21 protein-coding genes and 1 pseudogene are annotated in these 26,605 nt (G+C 42.5%); 13 read left to right on the top strand and 9 right to left on the bottom strand.

Annotated features, from left to right (window positions below):
- Positions 1–270: 270 nt before the first annotated feature.
- Together prfB and KZA12_RS09670 are read left to right on the top strand one after the other, a co-directional pair.
- A protein-coding gene (gene prfB, locus KZA12_RS09675) for a peptide chain release factor 2 (protein WP_201622587.1) occupies positions 271–1,366 on the top strand; the annotation gives its coding sequence in 2 pieces (ribosomal slippage) (positions 271–342 and positions 344–1,366; 1,095 coding nt in all).
- A gap of 45 nt (positions 1,367–1,411) precedes the next feature.
- On the top strand, positions 1,412–1,696 hold the full coding sequence (locus KZA12_RS09670) for a pyrimidine/purine nucleoside phosphorylase (protein WP_218690107.1): 285 nt from the start codon (positions 1,412–1,414) through the stop codon (positions 1,694–1,696).
- A 135-nt stretch (positions 1,697–1,831) separates the two neighbouring features.
- Here KZA12_RS09670 and KZA12_RS09665 read toward each other — a convergent pair whose 3' ends face one another.
- Entirely contained in the window at positions 1,832–2,287 is a 456-nt protein-coding gene (locus KZA12_RS09665) for a GNAT family N-acetyltransferase (protein WP_218690106.1), read from the bottom strand.
- Between the two features lie 313 nt (positions 2,288–2,600).
- Here KZA12_RS09665 and KZA12_RS09660 point away from each other — a divergent pair, with 313 nt between their 5' ends.
- From KZA12_RS09660 to KZA12_RS09635, 6 genes and pseudogenes are all read left to right on the top strand, one after another.
- The gene (locus KZA12_RS09660) at positions 2,601–3,746 is read left to right on the top strand and encodes a DNA topoisomerase IB (protein ID WP_218690105.1); all 1,146 of its coding nucleotides are present in this window, start codon (positions 2,601–2,603) and stop codon (positions 3,744–3,746) included.
- Between the two features lie 49 nt (positions 3,747–3,795).
- Positions 3,796–4,599 carry an SDR family NAD(P)-dependent oxidoreductase gene (locus tag KZA12_RS09655; protein WP_218690104.1) on the top strand — a complete coding sequence of 268 codons (804 nt, stop codon included), beginning with the start codon at positions 3,796–3,798 and terminating at the stop codon, positions 4,597–4,599.
- Positions 4,600–4,750: 151 nt separating this feature from the next.
- Complete coding sequence (locus KZA12_RS09650; protein ID WP_218690103.1) at positions 4,751–5,314, top strand: murein L,D-transpeptidase family protein; 564 nt, start codon at positions 4,751–4,753, stop codon at positions 5,312–5,314.
- A gap of 358 nt (positions 5,315–5,672) precedes the next feature.
- Positions 5,673–8,267: pseudogene (clpB, locus tag KZA12_RS09645) on the top strand (ATP-dependent chaperone ClpB).
- Between the two features lie 339 nt (positions 8,268–8,606).
- Positions 8,607–10,256 (top strand): BCCT family transporter, encoded by a 1,650-nt coding sequence (locus KZA12_RS09640; protein WP_218690102.1) that lies wholly within the window; start codon positions 8,607–8,609, stop codon positions 10,254–10,256.
- A 181-nt stretch (positions 10,257–10,437) separates the two neighbouring features.
- A complete protein-coding gene (locus tag KZA12_RS09635; RefSeq protein ID WP_218690101.1) occupies positions 10,438–12,093 on the top strand; it encodes a BCCT family transporter in 1,656 nt (551 codons plus the stop codon).
- Positions 12,094–12,465: 372 nt separating this feature from the next.
- Here KZA12_RS09635 and KZA12_RS09630 read toward each other — a convergent pair whose 3' ends face one another.
- The 7 genes from KZA12_RS09630 to dnaQ all read right to left on the bottom strand — a co-directional run bounded on the left by KZA12_RS09630 (position 12,466) and on the right by dnaQ (position 21,287).
- A complete protein-coding gene (locus KZA12_RS09630) occupies positions 12,466–12,849 on the bottom strand; it encodes a DUF3144 domain-containing protein (RefSeq protein ID WP_373416611.1) in 384 nt (127 codons plus the stop codon).
- Between the two features lie 51 nt (positions 12,850–12,900).
- Positions 12,901–14,067 carry a methionine adenosyltransferase gene (gene metK / locus KZA12_RS09625; RefSeq protein WP_201622578.1) on the bottom strand — a complete coding sequence of 389 codons (1,167 nt, stop codon included), beginning with the start codon at positions 14,065–14,067 and terminating at the stop codon, positions 12,901–12,903.
- Between the two features lie 556 nt (positions 14,068–14,623).
- The gene (gene nth / locus KZA12_RS09620; RefSeq protein ID WP_218690100.1) at positions 14,624–15,319 is read right to left on the bottom strand and encodes an endonuclease III; all 696 of its coding nucleotides are present in this window, start codon (positions 15,317–15,319) and stop codon (positions 14,624–14,626) included.
- Positions 15,320–15,437: 118 nt separating this feature from the next.
- A complete protein-coding gene (locus KZA12_RS09615) occupies positions 15,438–16,298 on the bottom strand; it encodes an RnfABCDGE type electron transport complex subunit B (RefSeq protein ID WP_218690099.1) in 861 nt (286 codons plus the stop codon).
- 78 nt (positions 16,299–16,376) lie between these two features.
- Positions 16,377–17,360: an NAD(+) diphosphatase gene (nudC, locus tag KZA12_RS09610; RefSeq protein WP_218690098.1), complete on the bottom strand. Its 984-nt coding sequence runs from the start codon at positions 17,358–17,360 to the stop codon at positions 16,377–16,379.
- Between the two features lie 230 nt (positions 17,361–17,590).
- Entirely contained in the window at positions 17,591–19,312 is a 1,722-nt protein-coding gene (locus tag KZA12_RS09605) for a hypothetical protein (protein WP_218690097.1), read from the bottom strand.
- Positions 19,313–19,460: 148 nt separating this feature from the next.
- Positions 19,461–21,287, bottom strand: a complete 1,827-nt coding sequence (gene dnaQ, locus KZA12_RS09600) for a DNA polymerase III subunit epsilon (RefSeq protein ID WP_218690096.1) — start codon at positions 21,285–21,287, stop codon at positions 19,461–19,463.
- Positions 21,288–21,438: 151 nt separating this feature from the next.
- Between dnaQ and KZA12_RS09595 the strand changes: the two genes are divergently transcribed.
- On the top strand, positions 21,439–22,146 hold the full coding sequence (locus KZA12_RS09595) for a hypothetical protein (RefSeq protein WP_227677182.1): 708 nt from the start codon (positions 21,439–21,441) through the stop codon (positions 22,144–22,146).
- Positions 22,147–22,231: 85 nt separating this feature from the next.
- Positions 22,232–22,546 (top strand): hypothetical protein, encoded by a 315-nt coding sequence (locus KZA12_RS09590; protein WP_201622573.1) that lies wholly within the window; start codon positions 22,232–22,234, stop codon positions 22,544–22,546.
- A gap of 161 nt (positions 22,547–22,707) precedes the next feature.
- On the opposite strand, the gene KZA12_RS09585 is transcribed toward KZA12_RS09590, so the two are convergent.
- The gene (locus KZA12_RS09585) at positions 22,708–23,175 is read right to left on the bottom strand and encodes a YkvA family protein (protein WP_256932917.1); all 468 of its coding nucleotides are present in this window, start codon (positions 23,173–23,175) and stop codon (positions 22,708–22,710) included.
- A 351-nt stretch (positions 23,176–23,526) separates the two neighbouring features.
- Between KZA12_RS09585 and KZA12_RS09580 the strand changes: the two genes are divergently transcribed.
- The 3 genes from KZA12_RS09580 (at position 23,527) to KZA12_RS09570 (ending at position 26,600) form a co-directional block, all read left to right on the top strand.
- Complete coding sequence (locus KZA12_RS09580; RefSeq protein ID WP_218690095.1) at positions 23,527–24,798, top strand: LD-carboxypeptidase; 1,272 nt, start codon at positions 23,527–23,529, stop codon at positions 24,796–24,798.
- Between the two features lie 314 nt (positions 24,799–25,112).
- Complete coding sequence (locus KZA12_RS09575; protein WP_218690094.1) at positions 25,113–25,925, top strand: SEL1-like repeat protein; 813 nt, start codon at positions 25,113–25,115, stop codon at positions 25,923–25,925.
- A 96-nt stretch (positions 25,926–26,021) separates the two neighbouring features.
- Positions 26,022–26,600, top strand: a complete 579-nt coding sequence (locus KZA12_RS09570; RefSeq protein ID WP_256932916.1) for a tetratricopeptide repeat protein — start codon at positions 26,022–26,024, stop codon at positions 26,598–26,600.
- Positions 26,601–26,605 lie beyond the last annotated feature (5 nt).

Here is a 26,605-nt window from a genome sequence, read left to right as displayed (position 1 = left end):
ATCGAATATTTTATAAGTAGCGTGGGTGGTAACCCACGTGATAATTTAGCTCAGCGTTCCGTGACTGTCATGATTGTGGGAGTTCTATTTAAAGAATTTCCCTTGCAAAGCTAAAATTGCATTGCAGTTTTTTAACGCTTTTCAGGCGTAGGCTAGGTTTTTAACCGAGCATTTTAAACTTGCAAAGTCTTGCCGCGGGGCTAAAAACGCCAGCCTACAACAGACCCTATTTATCTTATTTTTATTACTTATTAACCCTTAGGAAAATTTATGGAAATCAATCCGTACCAAGAGCAAATCAAAGACTTATCTGAGCGTGGACAGGACTTACGGAGGTATCTTTGACTTCGATGGTAAGCAAGAGCGCTTAGAAGAAGTCAATTTAGAATTAGAAAACCCTGAGCTATGGAACGATCCTGAGCGGGCGACTAAGATTAATAAAGAAAAGAGCCATTTGGATGGCGTTATCGACGTAGTGGTATCGCTTGAGACTACCTTAGAAGATGCAACAGCGATGCTAGAATTAGCCGTTGAAGCGGAAGATGAATCCTTGCTTAACGATGTGCAAGCTGAGCTGGACAGTGCCGAAAAGCGGGTAGCTGATTTAGAGTTTCGCCGGATGTTCAGTGGTGAGATGGACCCTAATAATTGCTATTTGGATATTCAATCGGGTAGCGGGGGTACTGAAGCGCAAGATTGGGCGGAAATGCTGCTGCGTATGTACACCCGCTGGGCAGAGGCGCATGGCTTTAAGGTTGAGGTCATTGAGATCTCATCTGGCAGCGTGGCAGGTATCAAGTCAGCAACCATCGAGATCAAAGGCGATTATGCTTTTGGTTGGTTACGCACAGAGATTGGCGTGCATCGCTTAGTCCGTAAGTCACCGTTCGATAGTAATAATGGCCGTCATACTTCATTCGCTGCAGTGTTTGTATCGCCTGAGATTGATGATGATATCGATATCGATATTAATCCAGCAGATTTGCGCATTGATACCTATCGCTCATCGGGCGCTGGTGGTCAGCATGTAAACACTACTGACTCTGCGGTGCGTATTACTCACGACCCAAGTGGTGTCGTAGTGACTTGTCAGAACGAGCGTAGTCAGCATGGTAACAAAGCCACAGCGATGAAAATGCTGCGTGCTAAACTTTATGAGCTGGAAATGCAAAAGCGGATGGAGAGCCAACAAGCGGTTGAAGACGGTAAGTCTGATGTCGGTTGGGGCAGCCAGATTCGCTCTTATGTCCTTGATGACTCGCGTATCAAAGACTTACGTACTGGTGTTGAAACCTTTAATACTGGTGCGGTACTCGATGGTGACTTGGATCAGTTTATCGAAGCCAGTCTAAAAGCGGGTTTATAAGCCTCAATTCATATTTAAAAAACCAAAACTTAGTTAAGGAAGATTATGCCAAGCGTTAATCAATATTTTGATGATAAAGTGACTTCTATTGCCTTTCAAACTGCCACTAAGCCAGCTACTGTAGGCGTTATGTCTATCGGTGACTATGAGTTCGGTACTAGCGAGTTTGAGACTATGAGTGTGGTTAGTGGCGCATTAACGGTCAAGTTGCCTGACAGCGGTGAGTGGCAAACCTTTGCTGCTGGCGAGCAATTTACTATTGAAGCCAATAAAAAATTCAAAGTAAAAGTCGCGGTTGAAAGTGCTTATCTATGCTTATATGGTAAGTAGGATCTGTAACTAGTAACAGTTATATAAATAGTTTTCCCCGCTAAAAAAACGCCAAACATTATCTGATTGGCGTTTTTTTATGGCTGTTATTTTTATACCTATTATATGACTAACTGAGCGGTAAACTGCTTTGAGTCATAAATCTTTTCGGTATTGCACCATATCTGTTTGACTAGCGATATGGTCATAGAGTATCCGTGCTGGAGTGTTGCTCTGTTGCGTAGTCCAATAAACACGATTACAGCCTCGTTGCTTAGCGAAATCATAAACGTATTCAATCAACGTACGACCAACCCCTTGTCCACGTACTGATCCATCAACATATAAATCTTCCAAATAGCAACAGTCAGTAGTGTTCCAAGTATTAGGGTGTAGCACGACATGAGTGACGCCGACTAATACACCAGCTATCCGAGCGCCAAAGCCATAGATTGCTGTCTCACTATCGATTATCTTGCGCCAAGTACAGTCGGTGGTTTCAGCCGCTAAGCTAGTCTCATAAAAGCTCAAATAGTTTTGCCATAGCGTTAGCCAAGCCTCATAGTCAGAATCTACAAGCTGGGTTATGGTAATAGAAGATTTACTAGTCATATTTTATTCAGCTTTACAAAGTTAAAGGGTGTTAAATTATGCCTTAATAGTCATGATTTTATAACCCTGCCAGCCATCATATTGTGCGAAAGGGTGCCTTTAGACGGTTGCAGGTTTTACACAGGATTACACATTAGGCGTGGCAAACAAACAGTAAAAAAACTGCGAACTCTCTATGCTAAGGCTACGACAGGTTATTGACTATCTACTACTAAACTTTAATGACTAAAAATAAAATATCTAAGGGCTAAAGTCCGGACATCTGCTGGCTATAGCTTACTCAAAATCTTAGTGAAAAAAGGCGCACTATTTTATGGCTAATCGCACTGAGCAAGCAATGATAGAAGATCTACGTCATGATTATGAGTCGCTTGCACGCCGTGCCAAGCTACTTTATGTTAGTGATGAGGAACCAGGCTATCAGCGTCGTCGTCATGGGCGCGGTTTTACTTATCGTGATGCTACTGGCCATACGGTCAAAGATAAAAAACTACGCCAACGTTTTGAGGCGTTAGTTATTCCACCGATGTGGTCAGAGGTGTGGATATGCCAAGATGACAGAGGGCATATCCAATCGACTGGTCGTGATGACAAAGCGCGTAAGCAATATTTATACCATGCGCTTTGGGATAATGTGCGTGACCAAGCCAAGTTCGATGCTATGATTGGCTTTGCTGAGGCGTTACCTAATCTGCGTGCGCAAGTTGAGCTGGATTTGGAGACAACGTCGTTATCTCGTGCTAATGTATTGGCTGCGGTAGTCAAACTGTTAGAGACCACCCTAATTCGGATAGGTAATAGTCGCTATGCTAAGCTCAACAAGAGCTACGGTCTTAGTACTCTACGCAGTAAGCATGTCAGCGAGATCGACAATGGGTTGGCCTTTGACTTCGTTGGTAAGAGTGCCAAAACTCATCATATTGAATTACAAGATGAGCGTTTGATTGCTATTGTACAAGCGTGCTCGGAGCTACCTGGCTATCAGATATTCAAATATCTTGATGAGCAAGGGGACAAGCAAGTGGTGGATAGCGCTGATATCAATCGTTACTTACGTGAGAATCTGTGTGCTGATAGTAGTAGTGATAATCAGGATCAAGAAGAGGTTGATAGACGCTATAGTGCCAAAGATTTTCGTACTTGGATGGCTAGTGTGTTGGCTGCCAGCTATCTCTATGACGAGCTACATAGCCCCGCAGGAGCAGAGATAGTCGCCAGCGAACCGCATAGCAAGCTGCGCCAATCATTAGTGACAGAAATGGTCAAAGAAGTAGCTAGCGAGTTAGGCAATACCCCTAGTGTCTGCCGCTCCTCCTATATTCACCCCGTTATCATCGAGCGGTTTTTGGCTGGAGAGTTCTTTGAACCTTATAAACAAGCAAGACGTGGACGCACTAAGCAGTATCAAAGCTCTGAAGAAAAAGCTTTGCTTGCATTCTTGCATAGCTTAGAGATTTGACCCTAATAGAGTAGTAATAAAAAATTAATTCATCACTAAAGGAATAGTTATGCAAATTGAAAACAGCAGTTTTTTGGTTACTGGTGGGGCATCTGGACTGGGCGAAGCCGTAGTTCGGGCTATCACGGCTCAAGGTGGTAATGTAGTCATAGCGGATCTCAATGAAGCCGCTGGTCAAGCTTTAGTGGCAGAGCTAGGCGCTAAGGTACGTTTTACACGTTGTGATGTAACTAATGGCGATGAAGTACAAGCTGCTGTACAGCTAGCCGAACAAGATTTTGGTGGCTTACAAGGTTCTATTAACTGCGCTGGTATCGCCGTAGTACAAAAGTTACTCGATCGTGATAACAATCCTGCCGACCTTGAGGCATTTAGCCGTGGGGTGAATATTAATCTAGTTGGCTCCTTCAATGTGGCACGCTTAGTAGCTGCTAGTATTGCTCGCCGAGTTGCGGCTACTAATATCGCTAATAGTGATGCCAATCAAGAGACTGAAAAGAATCTAGATCAAGGGGTGATTATCAATACCGCCTCCGTTGCAGCCTTTGATGGACAAGTTGGCCAAGCCAGTTATGCCTCTTCTAAAGCTGGGGTAGTTGGCTTGACTCTACCTTTGGCTCGTGAGCTGGCACGTCATGGTATTCGGGTAATGACCATTGCGCCCGGAGTTTTTGGCACCCCAATGATGAATAGCATCCCAGAAAAAGCGCGCGAGCAGTTGGAGTTAGCCGTTCCTTATCCTAAGCGCTTGGGCGCACCTAGTGAGTTTGCTAAGTTAGTTACCCATATCATTGATAACGCTTATCTAAATGGTGAAGTGATTCGCTTGGATGGGGCTATTCGTATGACTTAAGACTTACAAAGTCGGTTTTCGCAGGATTTAAGGTACTCGCAGTATTCAGGGTATTAATAGTATTCGCACATAACTTAGCCCTAGGTTTTGCTATATTGATGGCAAAAGTTTTTACCCAGCATTCAAATAGCTCTAATAAGGATTAAAACCTATGTCGTTTTCTACTACGGATACTAATAAAGGCTTACGCTGGTTACTAGTCGCTATTGGCTTTGTGCTGATTATTAGTGTCGCTACTAGCAGTTATGCCAAGAGTGTCACTAACCGTGAGCAGCCTATCGATGACAGCGTAACTATCGATAAGATATTTGTCGATAAGTCTAATCGCCTGTTAAAGCTAATGAATAAAGGTGAAGTTATCAAGAGTTACCATGTGGCCTTGGGAGACAGTCCAGCAGGTCATAAGCAGCGCCAAGGTGATGAGCGTACCCCGACAGGCAACTATATTTTAGATTATAAAAACGAAAAATCTAAATTTTATCGCTCTATTCATGTCAGCTACCCTAATGCTGCTGATAAAGCCCGTGCCAAAAAGCTTGGCGTTAATGCTGGCGGCGACATTATGATTCATGGCCAGACTAACGGTTTAGGTCATTTGGCGGCGATTACTCAGCAACGTGATTGGACGGATGGCTGTATTGCAGTCACTAATAATGAGATGGATGAAATCATGGCTATCTACAAAGTAGGCATGCCGATTGAAATTGTAGAATAGGTCAGCACAGTTATTGTTTTTTTTGCTTACTGTTTTTACTGGCCATTTTTTGCTCATTATTTTTCCATCGTTCTTGCTTAGTATTTTACTAAATAGTCAGCTATACCCAGCGTTTGTTCTTAGCCGAGCAAGCGCTTATTTTTTACATTTTTTAAAGATTTTATGGTTTTGTTGTCCTTGAAATAGTCGTTAAATATACCAATTAATTAGTCAGGATAAATATCACTGTTATAAGTAAGGTTTTATTGATTAGCTAGGTTGAAATAACTCCTAAGCTACCTTATATACATAACAGACACTGGTAAGTAAAAACCATAAATTTGCTGCCAAATATACCAATTATAAGAGGATCTAAAATATGAGATTTGAAAAATTTACTCAAAAGTTGCAATCAGCGATTCAAGAAGCGCAGAGCTTAGCGTTAGGGCGTGATAATACTGGAATAGATCCCGTGCATCTACTAGCAGTTTTGTTGCAAGATGAATCGAATTTGTCTATCTGTCAGCAAGCTGGTGGTTCTATTCCGGCGTTGAAGAATGGGGTAGCCAAAGCCCTAGATAATCAAGCAACGATTAGCGAGCCGACTGGCGATGTCAATCTGAACCCAAACTCAGTCAAAATCTTGAACCTTGCTGATCGGCAAGCACAAAAAGAAGGCGATGATTTTATCGCTACTGAATGGGTGATGCTAGCGCTAGCGGAACAAGGCGAAACTAAGAAGATATTCGAAAATGCTGGGGTAACGGCGCCTAAATTAAAAGCAGTCATTGAGCAGCTACGTGGCGATCAAACCGTTAACAATCAAAACGCAGAAGATCAACGTGATGCGTTAAATAAGTACACTATCAATCTGACAGAGCAGGCAGAGCTTGGTAAGTAGGATCCAGTGATTGGGCGTGACGAAGAGATTCGCCGTACTATTCAAGTGCTGTCACGTCGTACTAAGAATAACCCGGTATTAATCGGTGAGCCTGGTGTGGGTAAGACCGCCATTGTTGAAGGCTTAGCGCAAAAAATTATCAATGGCGATGTGCCAGAAGGCTTGCGTCACAAAGAAGTACTGTCATTAGACTTAGGCTCACTGATTGCGGGCGCTAAGTTCCGTGGTGAGTTTGAAGAGCGCCTAAAAAGCGTACTTAGTGACTTAGCTAAGCAAGAGGGTAATGTCATCTTGTTTATCGATGAGCTACATACTTTAGTAGGCGCAGGTAAAGCAGACGGCGCAATGGATGCGGGCAATATGCTCAAACCAGCGCTAGCTCGTGGCGAGCTGCATTGTGTGGGGGCAACTACTTTAGATGAATATCGCAAATACATCGAAAAAGATGCTGCCCTTGAGCGCCGCTTCCAAAAAGTGCTAGTCGATGAGCCAACGGTTGAAGATACTATTGCGATTTTGCGTGGTCTTAAAGAGCGTTATGAGCTGCATCATGGGGTCGATATCCAAGATAGCGCCATTATCGCTGCGGCTCGTATGAGTCATCGCTATATTACTGATCGTAAATTGCCGGACAAAGCGATTGATTTGATTGATGAGGCCGCTAGCCGTCTACGCATGGAGATGGACAGTAAACCTGAATCGTTAGGTAAGCTTGATAGCCGTTTGATTCAGCTTAAAATGCAACGTGAAGTGCTCAAAAACGAAGAAGATGCTGGCGCGCAAGCTGAGCGTAAAGCGTTAAATGTACAAATCGAAGAGTTAGAAAAAGAATACGCTGATCTCAATGAGATTTGGCAAGCTGAGAAAGCGCTAGTAAAAGGTAGTCAGCAGCTAAAAGATGAGCTGGATAAAGCCCGTACTGCTTATGATAAAGCCAGCCGTGAAGGTGATTATGAAGCGATGTCAAAATTGCAGTATGAGACTATCCCGCAGTTGGAGCGCCGCATTACTGAGTCTGATCTTGCTGAGCAAAAAGAGCAGACTAATGCGCCTAATATCAAGCTGCTACGTAATAAAGTGACCGATAATGAGATCGCTGAGGTGGTTAGTGCGGCTACTGGTATCCCAGTCAATAAAATGATGCAGGGCGAGCGTGACAAACTGTTGGCAATGGAAGAAAAACTCCATGAGCGAGTTATCGGTCAGGACGAAGCAGTAGAGGCGGTGGCCAATGCGGTACGTCGTAGTCGCGCCGGCTTGTCTGATCCCAATCGTCCTTCAGGGTCTTTTCTATTCTTAGGCCCAACAGGGGTAGGTAAGACTGAGCTGACTAAATCACTAGCGCATTTCTTATTTGATAGCGAGGACTCGTTAGTCCGTATCGACATGAGCGAATACATGGAGAAACACAGTGTTAGCCGCTTAGTAGGCGCACCTCCAGGATACGTGGGTTATGAAGAAGGGGGTGCATTGACCGAAGCGGTACGCCGTAAGCCCTATAGCGTAGTACTGTTCGATGAAGTAGAAAAAGCGCATCCAGATGTGTTTAATATTCTATTGCAAGTGCTCGATGATGGACGCTTGACTGACTCACAAGGCCGAGTAGTCGACTTCAAAAATACGGTCATTATTATGACTAGTAACTTAGGTTCACATAAAATCCAAGAAATGGTCGGCGAGAGTTATGAGGATATTAAGTCTGAGGTGATGGATTCTGTTAGTGAGCATTTCCGTCCAGAGTTTGTAAACCGTATCGATGAGATTGTGGTATTCCATGCTTTAGGGCAAGCACAAATGGCGGGTATTGCTGATATCCAGATTGATCGTTTACGCAGTCGTTTACAAGAGCGCGAATTGGATATCACTTTAAGTGATGAGGCGATGACTCAGCTAGTAGCGGTTGGTTATGATCCAGTGTATGGCGCGCGTCCCCTAAAACGTGCGATTCAGCAAGAGATCGAAAATCCACTGTCATTAAAACTGCTAGCTGGCGATTTTATTGCAGGGGATATCATCAAAGTCGAGGTTGGCAATGATGATCGATTGACTTTTAATAAGCTTAGAATGAGCTAATTAGAGAGTCAAACTTAGAGGTCTAATATTAGTTTTTCTAATGTTAGCAACTGAGTCCTAATCCTAATGCTCATACTAGCTATTAGTGACCCACCCCTTACTTGCAATAGCAGGTAAGGGGTTTTATGTTTTTAGCTTTTACCTTAAGCGCTTATGTTATAAATGATTCCATGACTATTTCAGCTAGTGATTCTAGTAGCTAACTCAGGTCATGTCTCAACAGATTGCACTAAGCTATTGAAAATATGTTGGTCATACTATTTTGCTAATTATTGTCATTTGTTGATAATTGGTAACCAGTTTGTTACAGTGACTTTCATTAGAAATTGAGAATTAGTCATGGATCATGTGAAGGTTGGCAGATTAGGTCCGTTTCCGAAGGTGAGTAAACCTGTTTTTATTACCTCAGCGTTACTTATCGTTGGATTTATTATTTTTGGCGCTTTTTTTACTGAAACTGCTGGTGCGGTATTTGGTTTTTTACAGAAATTTATTACTGATAAGTTTGGTTGGATGTTTATTATTTTAATGAACGTCGCTCTAGTCTTCTGTATTTACTTAGCAGCGAGCCGTTATGGTGATATCCGTTTAGGTCAGCAAACAGAACGCCCGCAATACAGTTTGTTCTCTTGGATAGGTATGCTGTTTTCGGCAGGTATTGGTATTGGGTTAGTATATTGGGGAACGGCTGAACCCTTATATCACTTTATGGCACCGCCGTTAGGGGAGGCTGAAACTATAGAAGCCGCCAAGCAAGCGATGAGTATTTCATTCTTGCATTGGGGCTTACACGCATGGGCTATTTATACTATAGTCGCTTTATCATTAGCCTATTTCCACTTTCGACGCGGATTACCGCTATCTATTCGCTCAACGCTGTACCCAATATTGGGTAAAAAGATTTATGGGCGTTGGGGCCATACCGTCGATATCTTAGCCGTATTTGGCACTATGTTCGGGGTAGTAACCTCTTTAGGTTTAGGGGTAATGCAGATAAACTCTGGCCTCGAAAACTTATTCGGTATACCCAACTCTTTAACCGTACAGTTCGTTATTATCGCTGTGGTAACCGCATTAGCTTGTGGGTCACTGATGTTAGGTCTTGATAAAGGGATCAAGCGCTTAAGCGATATCAATATGGGTTTTACCGGCGTCCTATTAGCGTTTATGGTCATTTTAGGACCCACATTATTTATTTTTGATAGTTTTATTGAGAACATCGGTAATTACTTAGTAGCTCTAGTACCTTTATCTACTTGGGGTGAGGCTTATAGTAATACTGATTGGCAAAGTGGTTGGACTATATTCTATTGGGCATGGTGGGTAAGTTGGGCGCCATTCGTAGGAGTATTTATTGCCCGTATCAGTCGTGGCCGTACCATACGTGAGTTCGTATTAGGTGTGCTATTAATCCCTATGCTTATTTTGTTCTTTTGGTTCACAACTTTCGGCGGGGTGGCTATTCATATGGAGCTGCTTGCCGCTCTTGATCCCGCATTAGTCAGTCCAGGGTTAGTAGAAGCGGTACAAGCCGATACCGGTAGCGCTATCTTTAAGTTGGTCGAATACTATCCACTTACTAAGCCGGTTACTTTGATGATTGTGATCATGATTGTACTGTGGTTTGTGACTTCATCAGATTCAGCCAGTTTCGTTATTGATATGCTAACGGCTGGTGGTGATACTAATCCGCCGAAGATTCAGCGCTTATTTTGGGCAACGATGGAAGGTTTGATTGCTGCTATCTTATTAGCAGCTGGTGGACTTGGTGGCCTACAAGCCGCCGCTATTGTGGCAGGACTACCGTTTGCATTAGTAATATTTGTGATGATGTATGCGCTGTTACGGGGTCTAGGTCGTGATCGATTGATCCTTTATCGAGCGCAACAACACTTTATCACTGATGAGTCTGCGGATCACAACTCGGCTAATGAGTTCGTCGATGAAGATCTTTTAAAGGGTCCCCCTAAGATTACCTCAGGAGAATAAACGCTAGCTGTTTATTATCTAGATACAGCATTAGCTCGGATGTTTTTGTAACCATAAAACCCTAGGATAGTTAGTTATCTTGGGGTTTTATTGTTTAGTAGAACTATAAAGAGCACTAGCTGATTTGATAGTTAGTGCTTATCTTGTTATGGTGGCCCTCTTAAAAATTTGAGACGATGACATGGATCATGTAAAAGTTGGCCGCTTGGGCCCTTTTCCGCGGGTAAGTAAACCTGTGTTTTTAACCTCTGCGTTATTAATTCTGGCATTTATTGTCTTTGGTGCGTTTTTTAATGAACAAGCAGAATTAGTATTCAATCAAGCAAAAGCATTTGTTTCGATACGTTTTGGCTGGTTCTTTATTGTAGTAGTCAACTTAGCCTTGGTCATGAGTATCTATATGATCTTTAGTCGCTATGGCGATATTAGGCTTGGCCATCAGACCGAAAAGCCAGAATATAATCTATTTTCTTGGATAGGTATGCTGTTTTCAGCGGGTATCGGTATCGGATTGTTATATTGGGGTACTGCTGAGCCGCTGTATCACTTTATGGCACCACCATTAGGAGAAGCTGAAACTATTGCGGCCGCTAAACAGGCAATGAACATCTCATTCCTGCACTATGGTCTGCATGTGTGGGCGATCTACGGTATGGTTGCTTTGTCATTGGCTTATTTCCATTATCGAGTAGGCTTACCTTTAGCCATTCGCTCAACGCTCTATCCTTTGATCGGCAAAAAAATCTACGGTCCTATGGGTCATACGGTCGATACTTTGGCAGTATTTGGTACTATGTTCGGGGTAGTAACGACACTAGGTTTAGGGGTATTACAGATCAACTCAGGTCTTACTACCTTATTTGGTATTCCTAATAATATTACTGTCCAGATTATCTTGATCGCTTTTATCACTATGCTGGCGGGATTATCGCTGTTTATGGGCTTAGATAAAGGCATTAAACGCTTAAGTGATATCAATATATTATTCACTATAGTGCTACTAAGCTTCGTGATTATCTTAGGGCCTACGCAGTTTATTTTTAATAGTTTTGTCGAAAACGTGGGCAACTATCTGCATCAAGTGGTTCCATTAGGTCTATGGACAGAGTCTTATAATGGCGAAGAGAACTGGCAGTCATCTTGGACTATCTTTTACTGGGCCTGGTGGATCAGCTGGTCACCTTTCGTTGGCGTATTTATTGCCCGTATCTCTCGTGGTCGTACTATTCGTGAGTTTATATTGGGGGTGTTATTCATCCCTATTACTATCTTATTCATATGGTTCACCGCCTTCGGTGGTTCAGCTATACATATGGAATTGCTAGCAGCGGCTGATCCTAGTATTGTTAGCCCTGGTCTGATTGAGGCGGTAAAAGCCGATACCGGTAGTGCTATCTTTAAGCTAATGGAATCCTATCCGCTAACCTCAGCCCTTAACTTGCTGATCGTAGTAATGATTGTATTATGGTTTGTGACCTCATCGGATTCTGCTAGTTTCGTTATCGACATGCTGACTTCTGGTGGGGATACCAATCCACCAAAGATTCAGCGTTTATTTTGGGCAGGTACAGAGGGCGTTATCGCTGCAGTATTATTAGCAGCAGGCGGTCTAGGGGCACTACAAGCAGCCTCTATCGTTTCAGGATTTCCGTTTGCCATCGTAATTGTCATTATGATGTATTCGCTACTGCGCGGTCTAAGTCGCGATAGACTGATTCTCTATCGTAATCAGCAGTGGTTTATCACTGAAGAATCCGCAGAGCATAACTCAGCTAATGAATTCCGTGATGAGGACTTATTGACAGGGCCACCTGATTTCGAAAAGTCTACTGATTAAAATATAGCTTGAATAAGCTTAAAGGGTAAACCTAAAAGCCCCAGCTTGGACTATAAGCTAGGGCTTTTTTATGTCAAAAAATTGTATTTAACCGCTCAGCTAACACTCTGTATAAAAATCTACGCTTAAAGTTTAAGATTAGCCCTTAGTCCTAGACAAGACTTTAAAAGCTTTTCCTGAGACGAAGGCAATAGTCTGACAAGCATCAGGCTACGCCGTTTAAGCGCTAAGCATAACAGTCGAATATCGAGCTGATAATTTAAATAAAATAGCGCTGAATAACGACAAAAAAATAGCCCCTATATAGTCTAAGCTATCAAGGGGCTATTTTATAATTCATAAACTTCTATTAGCTAATAGCGACTAATAACATTAAGACTGCTTTTCGATATTGATATATTTATCGAAGTTTTGCGCATAATCGGTGAGATTGTCACTAAGCATTTGGCGATATTGCTTGACATAAAACTCAACGATATCGTCTTTTTCTTTAGCGAAGTCATCGCCTTTGATAAAACCGATTGAAGCGACAGAAGCACTATAACGCGCCGCTGCATAAAGTAGCGAGGCGCCAACTTGACCTGAATGCGCCTGCTCTCCTAGCTGACTATTGGCGACCCCAATGATGGCATCGGCACGCTGGTAGAATGATTGCATCTCTGGAGTTATTTCAACGCTAGCATCAGTGCTATCATTACTATTGATAGTGTTATCGATAGTGTTTTTAGTAGTGTCTTGAGCGTCGTTCTGAGACATAAGCTTGTCCTATTAAATATGAGCTGTAAGATAATTGATTTTAAAAAGGCTTTATAAACCGGCATCTGCTTTTAGGATTTCAGCTTTATCTGTTTTTTCCCAAGTAAAAGCAGTCTCAGAGCCTTCACGACCAAAGTGGCCAAAAGTAGAGGTTTGCTGATACATAGGTTGCAATAAGTTTAGCATGCGCGTAATACCATAAGGGCGCAAGTCAAAATGTTTGCGAATCAGTATGATTATCTCATCATTACTGATCTTGTTAGTGCCAAAAGTATTGATCGAAATAGAAGTAGGTTCAGCGACGCCAATAGCATAACTAATCTGAACTTCACAACGATCCGCAATACCAGCGGCTACGATATTTTTGGCGACATAACGTACAGCATAAGCTGCACTACGATCAACCTTAGAGGGATCCTTACCACTGAATGCACCACCACCATGACGTGCCATACCACCATAAGTATCGACGATAATTTTGCGCCCTGTTAGGCCTGCATCACCTACAGGACCACCAATCACAAACTTACCCGTTGGGTTAATGTGATAGCGAGTACCTGCATGTAACAGCTCTGCTGGCAACACGTGCTTGATAATAGATTCCATGATAGCTTCTTGCAGATCAGCTTGCGAGATACTAGGGTCATGCTGAGTTGACAGTACTACGGCATCGATAGAAGTAGGACGGTTGCCATCATATTTAAGCGTGACTTGTGCTTTAGCATCAGGACGTAACCAAGGCAAATCACCAGCACGGCGCAGCTCAGACTGACGCTGCATTAAACGATGCGCATATTCGATAGGAGCTGGCATAAGCACGTCAGTTTCGTTACTGGCATAACCAAACATCAAGCCTTGATCACCAGCACCTTGCTCTTCAGGGTTTTGACGATCAACGCCTTGGGCGATTTCAGGGGACTGCTTACCGAGCATGTTGATCACGGCACAAGTTTCGCCATCGAAGCCAAGATCAGAGTGATGATAGCCAATACCGTTAACCGTATCACGCACAATACGTTCAAAGTCAATATTAGCAGTAGTAGTGATCTCGCCTGCTAGCACTACAGCACCAGTTTTGACTAAAGTCTCGCAGGCAACACGTGCCTGTAAATCTTCACGCAAGATTGCATCAAGTATCGCATCGGATATTTGATCGGCCATTTTATCTGGGTGGCCTTCGCTTACGGATTCTGAAGTAAATAAACTATATTCACGCATAGTGGGTTCGCTTAATTGCAGGGACTGTTATCGATAAGGTCAGTCATTATTGAATGTGGGAAAAAGAGCAAATAGAACAAAAAATAGCACATTTTACCGTGATTTAGCCCAAAACTCTAGGGTAGCTTTAATATTAGCCAAGCTAGTGCTAACAGTTGGTCACTACTGCTGTCAAACCGTAGCGTAATGCGCTTTCGGCTAGTAGAGTACTGACTACGATAGACAAGGTTCAATCAGCGCTATCGGCTAGCGCAGCTAAAGTCTATAAAACTGACAGCTATTGCCTAATTGCGGTGTATCTAGGCCATTAACCAGCTGTAAAATATCAGTTCGATAGTCTAACGCGTTTAGCGCTATTGTTTGTAGGCTAACGTTATGCTTATTACGAATAATGCTACCAGTTAAAAAGCTGAACGATAGACGATGAAGTTGAGCTGGGCAGTTAAACATCTTAATAATGCCGAACAGATCTAAAGGTTCAAAATTATCAAATACTACAGCCGTTAAGGTTTATATGCAGTTGCCTTAGCGTTTTAAAAGTCGCTATTCACCGTATTTAAATCTCCGCAAAAGCCGCTTTATCCTTAAACATACACTCAGCATACACTGGACATTCGCCGCATTTAGGGGTGCGGGCCTGACAAGTATAGCGCCCATGCAAAATAAGATAATGGTGAGCATCGAGCATAAAGTCAGCGGGTATGCGCGCTACTAGCTTTTGCTCAACGATTAATACGTTTTTGCCAGTAGCTAGCCCAGTACGATTGCCGACTCGAAAGATATGAGTATCAACTGCCATAGTCGGCTGACCAAAAGCAGTATTCAATACCACATTAGCGGTCTTGCGGCCAACACCTGCCAGTGACTCTAAATCTTTACGGTTGTCAGGAACTTGGCCATCGAAGTTATCTATTAAGTCGCGACAAGTCTTGATAACATTTTTTGCTTTAGCATTATAAAGCCCGATGTTTTTTATGTAAGGTTTAAGACCCTCGACCCCTAAAGCCCAAATAGCTGCTGGGGTATTGGCTACTGGATATAACTGCTGAGTGGCAATATTGACACTGATATCAGTAGCCTGCGCTGATAAAATAACGGCGATAAGCAGCTCAAAGTTGCTTTTGTAATGCAGCTCAGTGACAGGCTCTTTAATGGTTTCTGCTAACTTTTCAAAAAAAGGCCTAACATTACGTTTAGGCATTAGTCGCGATGGTGGCGTATTGGCCGTTTTATGTTTGACTGTTTTACTCATATTTATTCATGCCTAGTAATAGGGGCTGATAACACCTTATAACATTTTATAAAAGCTGATAGCTATTGGACTAGGGTTGTTAATAACTGTCAGGGCAGCAATGCTAGTTTTAGCCGCCTTAAATAAGCGCCAACTCTGCTTTTAGAGTCATAAGCTCTTGCTGCTTGGCCGTATTATCACGCACGCTTAACTGTTTTTCTAACTTTTTAATCCTACTACGTAGCTTAGCTGCCGCAATAGTATCTTTGGCTTGCTGCTCACTGATATCTAAAGTTTGACTAGCGGCATTGTTGAGTTTGGCCTCGACCATACTAACTACGGGTCTAGCATTGCTGCTATCAGCTAGCTGTTCAGTGACGCGCTGAAGGTGCGTGTGATAACGCAGGCGCAAATCATCTTGCTCTTGAGTCCGCTCAGCATCAGTCAGCTCACGCTCGATAGTTACTAAGTCGATGCAATCTACTGGGCAAGGCGCTATACATAGCTCACAGCCAGTACATAAGTCAGTAAAGATAGTATGCATATGCTTACCTGTACCAATGATGGCATCGACTGGACAGGCAGGGATACACTTAGTACAGCCAATACAATCATCCTCACGAATGATAGCTCGCACTTCAGTAGGGCGTTTGGATGTCGGTTCTATCGGCCACTTTGAAGGCTCAGCGCTAAGCAAATTGTCAATATCGAGATTATGGTCAGTAGCAATAATCTGCGCAATAGCATCAGTAACTGGCTGACCGCCTGGCACACACTTATTATAGGGCTCATAGTTAGTGACGATAGCAGTAGCATAGGGCAGACAGCCATCAGGATGCTCGCATAAGCCGCACTGAGTCTGGGGTAAACAAGCATCGATCTGCGCTATCTTTAATTGAGTCGCTGTCGGTAAAGTATCAATAGTCAAAGTATCAAAGAGGATAGGGAGACTAGTTAAGCGCGTATGACTACTGGTAGGAGTACTGGTATAACTGGACATTTGATAACTGGCCTATAAGCTGGTATAAAAATTAATGGTAAAACTATTGTTCGCCATGACTGTCATTTGCAACAAGGTTTACAGACAAACCCCTTGCTCTTGCGCAATTTGGGCAATCAAATCATAAGCGATACTGCCCTTAAAAGGGATCTTCGGCAAGTTCGATATATCAAAGAACTCTGCATGAGACAGCTCATCTTCTTGGATCACGATATCACCACTGACATAACTGGCTCGAAAGCCTAGCATTAAGTTGGATGGAAACGGCCAAGGCTGGCTACTCACATAGCGAATATCAGTCACCCGAATACCAACTTCCTCAGCCACTTCACGTACTACTGCATGCTCTAAGCTCTCACCAACTTCAACAAAGCCAGCAATCAAACCATACTGCAATGAGGGCGTCTTTTGCCCATAGCGGTGATGATGTGCCAGCAAGACTTGCATCTCATTAGTCACGGGATTAAGTCGAGTAATAGCCGTAATTACACATGGCTGCACTCGTGGATATTGACGCAGTCGGCAGACTGAGCATACCATCGCTCGCTCACCGGATGTGGCTAATTTTACAGGCGCACTGCAACGGCTACAGAATTGAGTATCGGCTTGCCAGCGCAATAACTGTATAGCTTGACTAAGCTGATCGGCGAGGGCTACTGACAACGTAGCTAATAGCTGGCGATAGGGAATAAAGGCCGTTGTGGCACTGTCATTAGCTTCTAATACAGCATTTTTATTAGCATCATCTGCACCTGCATCGACACTTGATAACGGGGTTATCTTAGGTAAAGCCAGTTGATGGTTTTGTGCATAATAATAAGTAATAGCGCTAGTCGCTGGTGCGTCATGCTGCATAACTATCGAGTCAGCCGTCGTCGAATCAGCTGATTGCCAGTAGCTAGGCGCTAAGCTGATCTGTAGTTGGACGCGGCCTAATTGGTAAGGTGGCTGCGACTTATGGTCAGTGCTAACTGCTGGCAAGTCAACTAGTACAGGGGACCAGCCGCTAACTGTTTGCTGACATAACAAAGTTTCATCTTCAAAAACAAATGCACTACTCATTAATAGCTATCCAAATAAATTATATAAAACAACTTTTAAAAAAGACGCCTAAAGAAAATATTTTCGTTGAGCGTCCAAAACTAAGCATTTGACACTAAACATTCAAACTAAGCATTTAAGACTGAGCACTTAAACTAAGCATTTAAGACTGAGCACTTAAACTAAGCATTTAACACTAAACATTCAAACTAAGCATTTAAACTAGCTAGCCAAAAATTGACTCACAGTTATTAGGCGGCCAGTAGCTTGCTTAAGCTATGTTGACCCACTTCCAGCGCCTGCTTTATTACCGGTCGCTTATGTTGAGAGCCGTCCAAATAATAATCTACCGACACCAGCACATCAGCAATATAAGCCAGTATATCGCTGTTAATCAGCTGATTGGATTCAATGCAGGGTGTCAAAAATTTTGCCAATTGCTTGAGCATAGTCGCTGAAGTCGATAACTGTAAAAAGCTAAGCGCCCCAGCCACTTGACTCATAGTAGGGGGCACTGCTTTTAATAGCTGTAAATCCTGTTCAGGAACTAGCGAATACTCATTGATAAGTTTTTCGGTACTAGCAAGGGCGCTACGGCACTCTTTAATCACTGTCTCATAAGCGCTATTGAGCTGATGCAAGGAGATATTAGTATTATTCAGGGGTAGATAGACTTCACCTGGCGTATGAATCTCAGCCATAGTGATAATAGCGTTTTCAGCGCTCATAAGGGCTAGCAATAAATAATCGAAGTCATCAGGAGTCGGTCGCTGCCATTGACTTACCGTTTGCGCTGCACAGCGCAGGGTAGTAGCTGCTGAATTTAGGCCTATCAATTGTAGGGTAGAGCCTAACAGCATAAGCTCAGCAACTATTTGCTCGGCTTGAGCGGCAGAGTCATTGAGCCCAGGAATAGCAAAATCATATCGAGAATAAATATCTATTGTTTCTTTGATAGTATTTATATGCAGTTGAACCCACTCATTTAGAGGATCAGTGACTTGTCGATTAGGACCAAACAAAAAGCCCTTCATTCGCTCGCACTGAGTACTGTCCAGCTTATTGCTAGCGTACTGCTCACCTACCATCTTTGCTGACTGATGGTCACGTTGGCAGGCAAAGCTCACTAAGTCAGCAAAGCGAGTGTCGATAATGGGTAAATAATTATGAAACTGCTGTTCTAAATAAATAAGCGTGTGCTTTTGGCGTATAGTTAAAGGTAAGATGGCCTCGATATCGGTGACTAGCGCATTAGCGGCTTGCCAAAACAAGGTTTGACTATGAGTAGCAATCAGCGCACAAGCAGCGCTCATAGATTCGACTTTTTGCTTATCTATTGCACTAAGATCACCGTCTTTATTGGTCAACACTACTGCCAAACCACTACGATAACCATGACACAGAAGTTTATGATCTAAGTTTAGACTACTCAAAGGCTCAAAGTTTTTCTCAGGGTTAGCAATGACTACACTGCTACTACTAAAAGCAGAAAAATAGTATTCATCTACAGGGTCTATACCGCAATGGCTATAGAGCGTGTTAATAATAGGCAATACTAAGCTGGGCTCTACTGTCTCAGTCAAAAGCACAAATTCAATATAACGATCAAAGGTCATAATAGCCTCTGACAAGTCCATAATGAGGGGAGCATCAGTTGAGTCATGGTCATCATTACTGTCATTGTACTGACTGTGGTAATAGAGCTGCTGCAAAGCTGCGCCTATAGCACTACTAAGTAATTGCGCATCCTTTAAAGCAATCAGCTCAAAGATGCTAGACAACTGCTTCAATACTTCAATCGATTCTAATAATAATGCAGCTTTTTGCTTATCATCATTGAATTCAGTTAAATGATATTCAGTGTCTTTTAAAATAATGACAATCTCTTGATGCAGTAAGTGCAAGGAGGGGAGATTAAAATTAGTAATGCTAAGTGTGGGTATACTCAAAGCTAATTGCTCAGTCTGACTCATAATTATTTTTCCGTAAAATTGCGAACTATAAAATGTAAGTAATAGGCTGCAAGTAGCTAAGTTTGGGCGATAAAATATCAATAATTGAGATTAATTTTTAGTATTGAAAACTGGTTTTACAGCGCTATTAAAAATGCTGCTCAGCTGATTACCACTGGGTCATTTTAGTTTTGAGCTCAGGATTTTTTTCTGCCAAGTTAGCGAACCAAGCCTCATTGGCAGTACGGTCCGCTGCTGAGTCTACTAATAGCGCAGCAAGATTGGCAAAATTACTATGAGCAGTATGGCCGCCTTCCGTCTGACTGTCTTCCTCTATCCCTAGCGTCACTTGACCGCCAGTCATAGCCAAATAGACTTCTGCCAAAATCTCCGAATCCAGTAAAGCCCCATGAAAAGTACGGTCTTGTTTACCGACATCTAGGCGCCGTACTAAAGCATCTAGGGTGTTCTTTTGTCCTGGATACTGCTGTTTAGCCATAGACAGTGAGTCTGTCACTTGCACACGCTGAGCAAAGTCCGTCATACCCACTCTATCGAATTCCATGGTCAAAAAGCTCATGTCAAACGAAGCGTTATGGGCGATGATCTCAGCGCCATCCATAAAGTCATACAATGGCTGAGCTACCTGATCAAAGGTAGGCTTGTCGCTCAAAAAAGCCTCTGATATACCGTGAATACGCACTACCACTTCATCCATACCACGCTGTGGATTGATATAGACGTGTAGTTTTTCACCAGTGAATTTACGTCCAATCATCTCTACAATACCTACTTCAATGATCCGATCGCCTTTGAGCGCATCCAATCCTGTAGTTTCGGTATCCATAATGAGCTGACGATTAGTCTCACCACGATGAATAGGCTTAGGCAACAAAGGGCGAAAATTCGGATTGGCGCGACTAGTATCGCCATCGAACTTAGTTACTTCGGTTAGATCTTTATTATCTATACTTAAGTTGTCTGTCGTCATAACGTTGGTAACCATAGCATTAGTGATCATAGTAGGGGTGCTGATAGGCGAGCTGATACTTACAGCAGGCGCATCGAGTTTAGCCTTAGCATTATTTATCGCATGATCTGTCTTTGCATTATTAGTATTAGCACTATCAGTTGTTGCACTATTAATAGTTACAGTATCAATAGCTGCCTTATCAATAGATGCCTTATCAATAGATGCCTTATCAATAGTGTGCTCATAAGCAGGTTGCGGCGAATTAACAGCAACCCTTGCTTGCAAAGCCAAGTCATTGCTGGACTCAGCACTAAACGACTCATCTATTGGGTGATTTGTTTCTTCTGCTTCTGCTTCGTCTGCTTCGTCATCTAATTCATCTAAGCCTAACGGGTCAAAATCTAACCAGTCCTCGTTCGCCAAAGCTTGCACTTTTTGGTTAAATTGCTCTGTAGGAACCGTAGTACTATTATCAGCTATGGAGAGTTTTTTTTTAGCAATACTATTAGTATTTTGCTCGCTGCTTGAGGTTACCCCAAGATTGGCCAGCTCATCAGCCTTTTCATTACCGACATGGCCAGCATGACCTTTGACCCAATGCCAACTGACCTCACGCGCACTATTCAATGCATCCAACTGCTGCCATAAATCTTGATTGGCTACTGGCTTTTTGCTAGCCGTTTTCCAGCCCCGTTTTTTCCAGTTAGCGATCCATTCCGTAATACCGTTTTTTACATAGCTTGAGTCAGTCCAAATCTCTAGCTTGAACTCATTCGGGCTGTGCTTGAGCGCTTGGATAGCGCCCATTAGCTCCATACGGTTATTAGTAGTATCCGCCTCACCGCCATATAAGTCTTGAGTGCTACCATCACTAAATATTAGATGAGCGCCCCAACCACCAGCGCCAGGATTACCCTTACAAGCACCGTCGGTATAAGCTACGGTAGTATTGAGCTTGGCGGCCATAGGGTCAATAGCAAGGTTGGCAGTGGTGGACGCTGTTGACATAAAGTTCTCTGACATAAAAGCTCGTTGAGTTTATTAATGAGTTAATAACTATTTATTGATTATTCAATGATTAAAAAGGGTCTGGCTCGATTGGCAATAAATCAGCACGCCCTAGTTTTATAAAGTATTTTTAATCGGTTATAGTGTAGCAAATTAAACAAGGTCAATGATAACAAATAGCTTGCCAATAGCGCTGACCCTAAACTATAGAATCATCAACTATAAAGCACATATCAAAACAGAAAACGATGGAATTTCTGCTAAAATAACAGCCTTCTTTAACGCTTTTAATACCCTAATGCAGGATAACGATGCCATGCCCTTACGCTCAGATATTATTGGCAACAAGCTTACTATATTGGCGACTAGTCTCACAGCCTGTAGTGTACTATTTTTGACCAGCTGTAGCGATAACAACAGCACAGCTGCAGATACTAAAGCGGTTGAACCGGCGGTAGATCTGTCTATATTTGAGGGCTGCTATACGGTAAGTAGTGACGAACCGGCGCAAATCAAAGTTAGTGAACAGCAAGGCGTTTGGGTAATGCAAATGAAAGAGCCAGCTAGTGCCAAGCGTGTCTGGGATACCCCTGAGCCCTTAGAAATTGTCAAAAGCAGCGAAATTCCAAAATTCTTTTCGATAGACCCAGATAATGTTGATGCCGTAATCGCTCGTCCTGATCGAGTTCTAGTCTTGGCTCATGTCAAACCAGTATATGCCAATATAGATCCGCTATTAGATAGCGAGTATTTGTCCTATATTTATAAAGGCTCAAATACTATCTATCGGGTGAAGTGTGATGAAATTAATACCGATATTTTGGCCAATCCGCATGCTAATTTGGTCATCGATAATGTCAATGACAGTATTTGATTACCAGACTGTCCAAGCTTGAGCTATTGTTTGTATACTGGTTGCTGATATAGAATTTTATTAAGTACTACAAGAGTCAAAATCTATGAATTTTTTGAGTTATGTCATTTTAGGTGGCTTGTCTTATGCGGCAGGTTGGGCGGTCAGGGTTCACGTATTGGCTAAACAGCCAGCACCAGAGCAACCCTATAATCTAAAGCATCCCACTATTTTGGGTTATTTGGCTGGGTTTTTTATTATTATGCTCATTATTTCATGGCTAATCGGTCGTTATATATTGGGTCATCTACAGATAGATTTATTGTTTATTATTATCAACAGCATCGTTGCTACTTTTGTGTTTTCATTTGGTCTAAACCCAGAAAAAGCCCGTTATGAGGTGCCTGATGATAAGTTTTAAATCGTGCTCTTTAGACAGTCTACTTTAAGTAATCAATAAAGCATAAGAGCACTATTTTTAAGCAAAAATAATGACCAAGGCTATTAGGCATTGGTCATCTACATGATACTGTTTTTTATAGTTCTACTTACTATGAAGCTATCAACAGCTCAGAGCATCTATTAAGCTTCTGTTTGGGCTGATTCATGCTTTTGTGCTTGTTTCCATGCTTGATATTTATGCAGATCTTTTTCGACTAGTTTTAAACAAAAAGCAATGACTAGAGCATCATCAATGTGACCAATAACCGGGATGAAGTCTGGAATGATATCAATAGGGTTTATCACATAGATCAAACCAAAAACGATCGCTGAGATGGTCTTATAAGGGATGTCACGATAGTTACCTTGATAGTAATCTTTGACTAAGCTGACAAACAAAACGATATCAGTAGTAAAGCGCTCAAGATGGCTACTGTCTTTTATTTTTTCTTTAAGATTTTCTTCTTCTTCAATAATATACTCAAGATCAGCATCTAATAACTTTTCATCTTTTATGCTATTTTGCATCTCTTCAGTTTTAGCATTGATTTTATCGTTAAATAGCATATTTTTGCTAAGGTTAGTATCATCCTTCTTTTTGTCCGTCATTATCATTATTCCTTATTTTGGTTTATTAGTGAGTGCATACTATAGCAAGAGTGTTGGTAGCTACCAAATATAGTTACTTAGCAATTTGTTATGCGCTGGTAGCAACCTTGCTGTTGGTAGTAACCTTCTAGGTAGCAAGGTTATTATACGAGCACATCATGTAACCTTTTCATAAAAGCTTTTCATGAAACGTCGTCATAAAACCTTTTCATAAAACATCGTCAGCTAAGCTTGTACGCATTGACACAAAATATTTTAAGCTTAGATAGCTATATAGGAGGTTAATAAAGTTTTGATAGCCTCTTATAATAGCTAATCTAAGATAATTAAGCTTTAAGGTAACTGTATAACATGCCGCAAACAACTTCTAAGTCCCTAGTCTCACTAATAAATACTAGTCTCAAGCCTGAGCTCAGTCGTCGGCAGTTCTTACGTCGCTTAGGAGTAGGGGCGAGTGCCAGCTTATTAGCCAGCCAAAGCATCGCCCAATCGTTAGCCATCGATATTACAGATCACGAAAGTGCGCAGCTAACCAAAGATGACCTACCAGCCGCCAGCATTGACGCTAATCCGTCATTAGTGGCTAATACCAAAGCTACTAGCGCCCCAAGCCAGTGTCTAAACCCTAGTATTGAGACTCGTCTATTTGCCAGCTCCAATGTCGGTGCCAATGAGGTGCGTAATCAGTTGGCGCTGCAACGTATGGCTTGTGCAGGATTCAAAATACAGAATCCAGCGATTACTGAGCGTCAATACTTACGCTTTGCTGGTACTGATAGCCAACGTGCTAGCGATTTGCAAAATATCGCTAGCGGCGCGATCGCTGCGCCCAAACTCCTATTAGGCGTACGTGGTGGTTATGGGGCGATGCGTATCCTACCTTCAATAGACTGGCGGACTCTTGGTAGTATTATGGCAGAGCGGGCAACGGTTTTAGTAGGCTTTAGTGATGTGACGGCTATTCAATGCGCTTTGCTTGCCCAAGGTAAGATGAGCTCGCTTGCTGGGCCGATGCTATATAGCGAGTTTGGCAAAACGAATCCGGATCAAGTCAGTTGTCGACAGTTTGCTCAAGCACTGAGCAACCCGAAGCTAACTATTGAGGTTAACAGCGCTGCGTTAACTAGCGAGCAGTTGCCAGTTATTTTTGCAGACAATAGCAGCCAAATGATTACTGGTACTATTTGGGGTGGCAATCTGAGCGTAGTATCGGCGCTGGCGGGTAGTCCTTATCTGCCCCGTATCGATGGCGGCATTGTATTCTTAGAGGATGTTGGGGAGCAGACCTATCGTATCGAACGCATGCTTTATGATCTGTATTTAGCAGGGGTATTCAAAGGTCAGCAAGCCATTGTGTTTGGTGCTTTGACTGGGACAGGTGAGGATAGCTATGACCCTCGCTATGATGTAGCCGTAGTGATTCGTCAGTTACATGAGCTGACTGGCTTACCTATCTATAATGGCATGAGTTTTGGTCATATTAGTCAAAAATCCAGCTTTCCATTAGGAGCCACTTGTCAGATTAGCGCTAATACGGCTGGTGGCTATCAACTGAGTTTTGCCGATTATCCTACTATTAAGGCAGAGGCTATTAATGTTGAAGGGTTTTGGCAGCAGGCTTAATAGTAGTTATAACCCCTGCCAAGAATAGGCTAAGTTAGCCTTATTTTGGATAGCGACTTAGCGGTTTAAATTGCTAGGTAATTTATTGATATCTTAAATAATATTAATATCTAATCCTGTTAAATATAGCTAAACTGAATAAGTTAGCTAAGGCTGTTGAGTTCCCTCTAATAGTAGCTGATAACCAGTAGTTGATAGCTAGAATTTCATAAGCTAGATAAAAATTTTATAAGCTAAGTAATGGCAAGTCATGTCAGCGCATAAGCTAAGATTATCGAATTAGCAGTTTATTATTAATAGGGAGAGTATTCATCATGCCTATATTTAAACTACCCTCAATTTATAGAATGTGGCTATTAAGCTTAGCGTTAGGGTTAACATTGCCCGCATCCGCATCCGCATCCGTATCTGCATCATCAGACTTTACCACTATAAAATCGCTTGCTGAGCAAGGCAATTCAGAGGCGCAATTTCAACTTGGCATCCTATATTTTGAAGGCGATGGGATAATACAAGATTACGATCGAGCTGTTAAATGGCTGACCCAAGCCGCTGACCAAGGCGATGCAAAGGCGCAATATGTTCTCGGTGGCATGTCCTACTTCGGTAAAGGCGTTGAGCAAGATTATGCTAAGGCTAGGCAGTGGTGGCAGTCATCAGCAAAGCAGGGCTATGACGAAGCCCAGTATAATCTTGGGGTCATGTATAGTAGTGGCGAAGGAGTGACTAAAAACCATCTACAAGCGTTTGAGTGGTATCAAAAAGCCGCCAAACAAGGCCAAGTTGACGCCCAAAATAATCTTGGGGTCATGTATGAGAACGCTAGCGGTATTCCTCAAGATTATGATAAAGCGGTGAGCTGGTACAAAAAATCTGCCGCTCAAGGTTTGGCCGAATCGCAATATAACTTGGCTTGGATGTATGAGACTGGTCAAGGTGTTCCTCGAGATTATGAGCAAGCATTTAATTGGTATTTAAAAGCGGCCAAACAAGGTGATCCTATGGCAGAATATGTTATTGGTACTATGTACAACTATGGCAGAGGGGTAGTGCAAGACAAATCGCAAGCGGCATTATGGTTTAATAAAGTTTGTGATGATAGTACAAAAATGGGCTGCAATCAGTAATGGCCGCTCTATAAGCAATAAGTTATAAAGTATTGAGCGCACTGTAAAAAATATGCATAAGCTCAATTGTCATCATCTTTATTATAAGGAATGGCCATGACTATAACCAGATTAAAACTGACTTCTATGCAAACGATGATGGCTTTAGCGTTATCGTTTGGACTAACCCCACCAGTAGTAGCCTCAGACTTTGCTACTACTAAGGCTGCCGCTGAACAAGGTGAGGCTGTGGCTCAATATAATCTAGGGGTTAAGTATGATAAAGGCAGAGAGGTTCGCCAAGACCATGTAAAAGCAGTCGAATGGTATAAAAAATCAGCTGAGCAAGGGTTGTTAGAAGCGCAGTATAACTTGGCGGTTTCCTATGATACTGGCGAAGGTACTAGGCAAGATTATGGCAAGGCGTTTGAATGGTTCCAAAAAGCCGCTGAACAAGGGGACGCTGATGCTCAATATAGCCTCGGAAACTTATACAACAACGGCAATGGAGTTAGCCAAAATTATATCAAGGCTTTTGCTTGGTATCGACGAGCCGCTTTGCAAGACCACGCCAATGGTCAATACGCGCTTGGCTGGATGTACGACAACGGTAAAGGCATTCGTCAAAGCGACACCCTAGCAAAAGAATGGTACCAAATGGCTTGTGATAACGGTAATGAAGATGGCTGCGATTAACTCAT

The sequence above is a fragment of the Psychrobacter sp. BF1 genome (assembly GCF_019279065.1).
Taxonomy (GTDB): domain Bacteria; phylum Pseudomonadota; class Gammaproteobacteria; order Pseudomonadales; family Moraxellaceae; genus Psychrobacter; species Psychrobacter urativorans.
The sequence above is the reverse complement of the archived record's forward strand: the minus strand, read 5'-3'. Positions and strand labels throughout refer to the sequence as shown.

What these genes read in the sequence shown, in the direction of transcription:
- KZA12_RS09665 (WP_218690106.1), bottom strand. Translation starts at nt 2,287, where the DNA reads ATGACTAGTAAATCTTCTATTACCATAACCCAGCTTGTAGATTCTGAC.
- KZA12_RS09655 (WP_218690104.1), top strand. Translation starts at nt 3,796, where the DNA reads ATGCAAATTGAAAACAGCAGTTTTTTGGTTACTGGTGGGGCATCTGGA.
- nth (WP_218690100.1), bottom strand. Translation starts at nt 15,319, where the DNA reads ATGAGTAAAACAGTCAAACATAAAACGGCCAATACGCCACCATCGCGA.
- KZA12_RS09580 (WP_218690095.1), top strand. Translation starts at nt 23,527, where the DNA reads ATGCCGCAAACAACTTCTAAGTCCCTAGTCTCACTAATAAATACTAGT.
- KZA12_RS09615 (WP_218690099.1), bottom strand. Translation starts at nt 16,298, where the DNA reads ATGTCCAGTTATACCAGTACTCCTACCAGTAGTCATACGCGCTTAACT.
- KZA12_RS09635 (WP_218690101.1), top strand. Translation starts at nt 10,438, where the DNA reads ATGGATCATGTAAAAGTTGGCCGCTTGGGCCCTTTTCCGCGGGTAAGT.
- KZA12_RS09590 (WP_201622573.1), top strand. Translation starts at nt 22,232, where the DNA reads ATGAATTTTTTGAGTTATGTCATTTTAGGTGGCTTGTCTTATGCGGCA.
- dnaQ (WP_218690096.1), bottom strand. Translation starts at nt 21,287, where the DNA reads ATGTCAGAGAACTTTATGTCAACAGCGTCCACCACTGCCAACCTTGCT.
- KZA12_RS09575 (WP_218690094.1), top strand. Translation starts at nt 25,113, where the DNA reads ATGCCTATATTTAAACTACCCTCAATTTATAGAATGTGGCTATTAAGC.
- KZA12_RS09585 (WP_256932917.1), bottom strand. Translation starts at nt 23,175, where the DNA reads ATGACGGACAAAAAGAAGGATGATACTAACCTTAGCAAAAATATGCTA.
- KZA12_RS09630 (WP_373416611.1), bottom strand. Translation starts at nt 12,849, where the DNA reads ATGTCTCAGAACGACGCTCAAGACACTACTAAAAACACTATCGATAAC.
- KZA12_RS09640 (WP_218690102.1), top strand. Translation starts at nt 8,607, where the DNA reads ATGGATCATGTGAAGGTTGGCAGATTAGGTCCGTTTCCGAAGGTGAGT.
- KZA12_RS09570 (WP_256932916.1), top strand. Translation starts at nt 26,022, where the DNA reads ATGACTATAACCAGATTAAAACTGACTTCTATGCAAACGATGATGGCT.
- KZA12_RS09660 (WP_218690105.1), top strand. Translation starts at nt 2,601, where the DNA reads ATGGCTAATCGCACTGAGCAAGCAATGATAGAAGATCTACGTCATGAT.
- nudC (WP_218690098.1), bottom strand. Translation starts at nt 17,360, where the DNA reads ATGAGTAGTGCATTTGTTTTTGAAGATGAAACTTTGTTATGTCAGCAA.
- KZA12_RS09670 (WP_218690107.1), top strand. Translation starts at nt 1,412, where the DNA reads ATGCCAAGCGTTAATCAATATTTTGATGATAAAGTGACTTCTATTGCC.
- metK (WP_201622578.1), bottom strand. Translation starts at nt 14,067, where the DNA reads ATGCGTGAATATAGTTTATTTACTTCAGAATCCGTAAGCGAAGGCCAC.
- KZA12_RS09595 (WP_227677182.1), top strand. Translation starts at nt 21,439, where the DNA reads ATGATAACAAATAGCTTGCCAATAGCGCTGACCCTAAACTATAGAATC.
- KZA12_RS09605 (WP_218690097.1), bottom strand. Translation starts at nt 19,312, where the DNA reads ATGAGTCAGACTGAGCAATTAGCTTTGAGTATACCCACACTTAGCATT.
- KZA12_RS09650 (WP_218690103.1), top strand. Translation starts at nt 4,751, where the DNA reads ATGTCGTTTTCTACTACGGATACTAATAAAGGCTTACGCTGGTTACTA.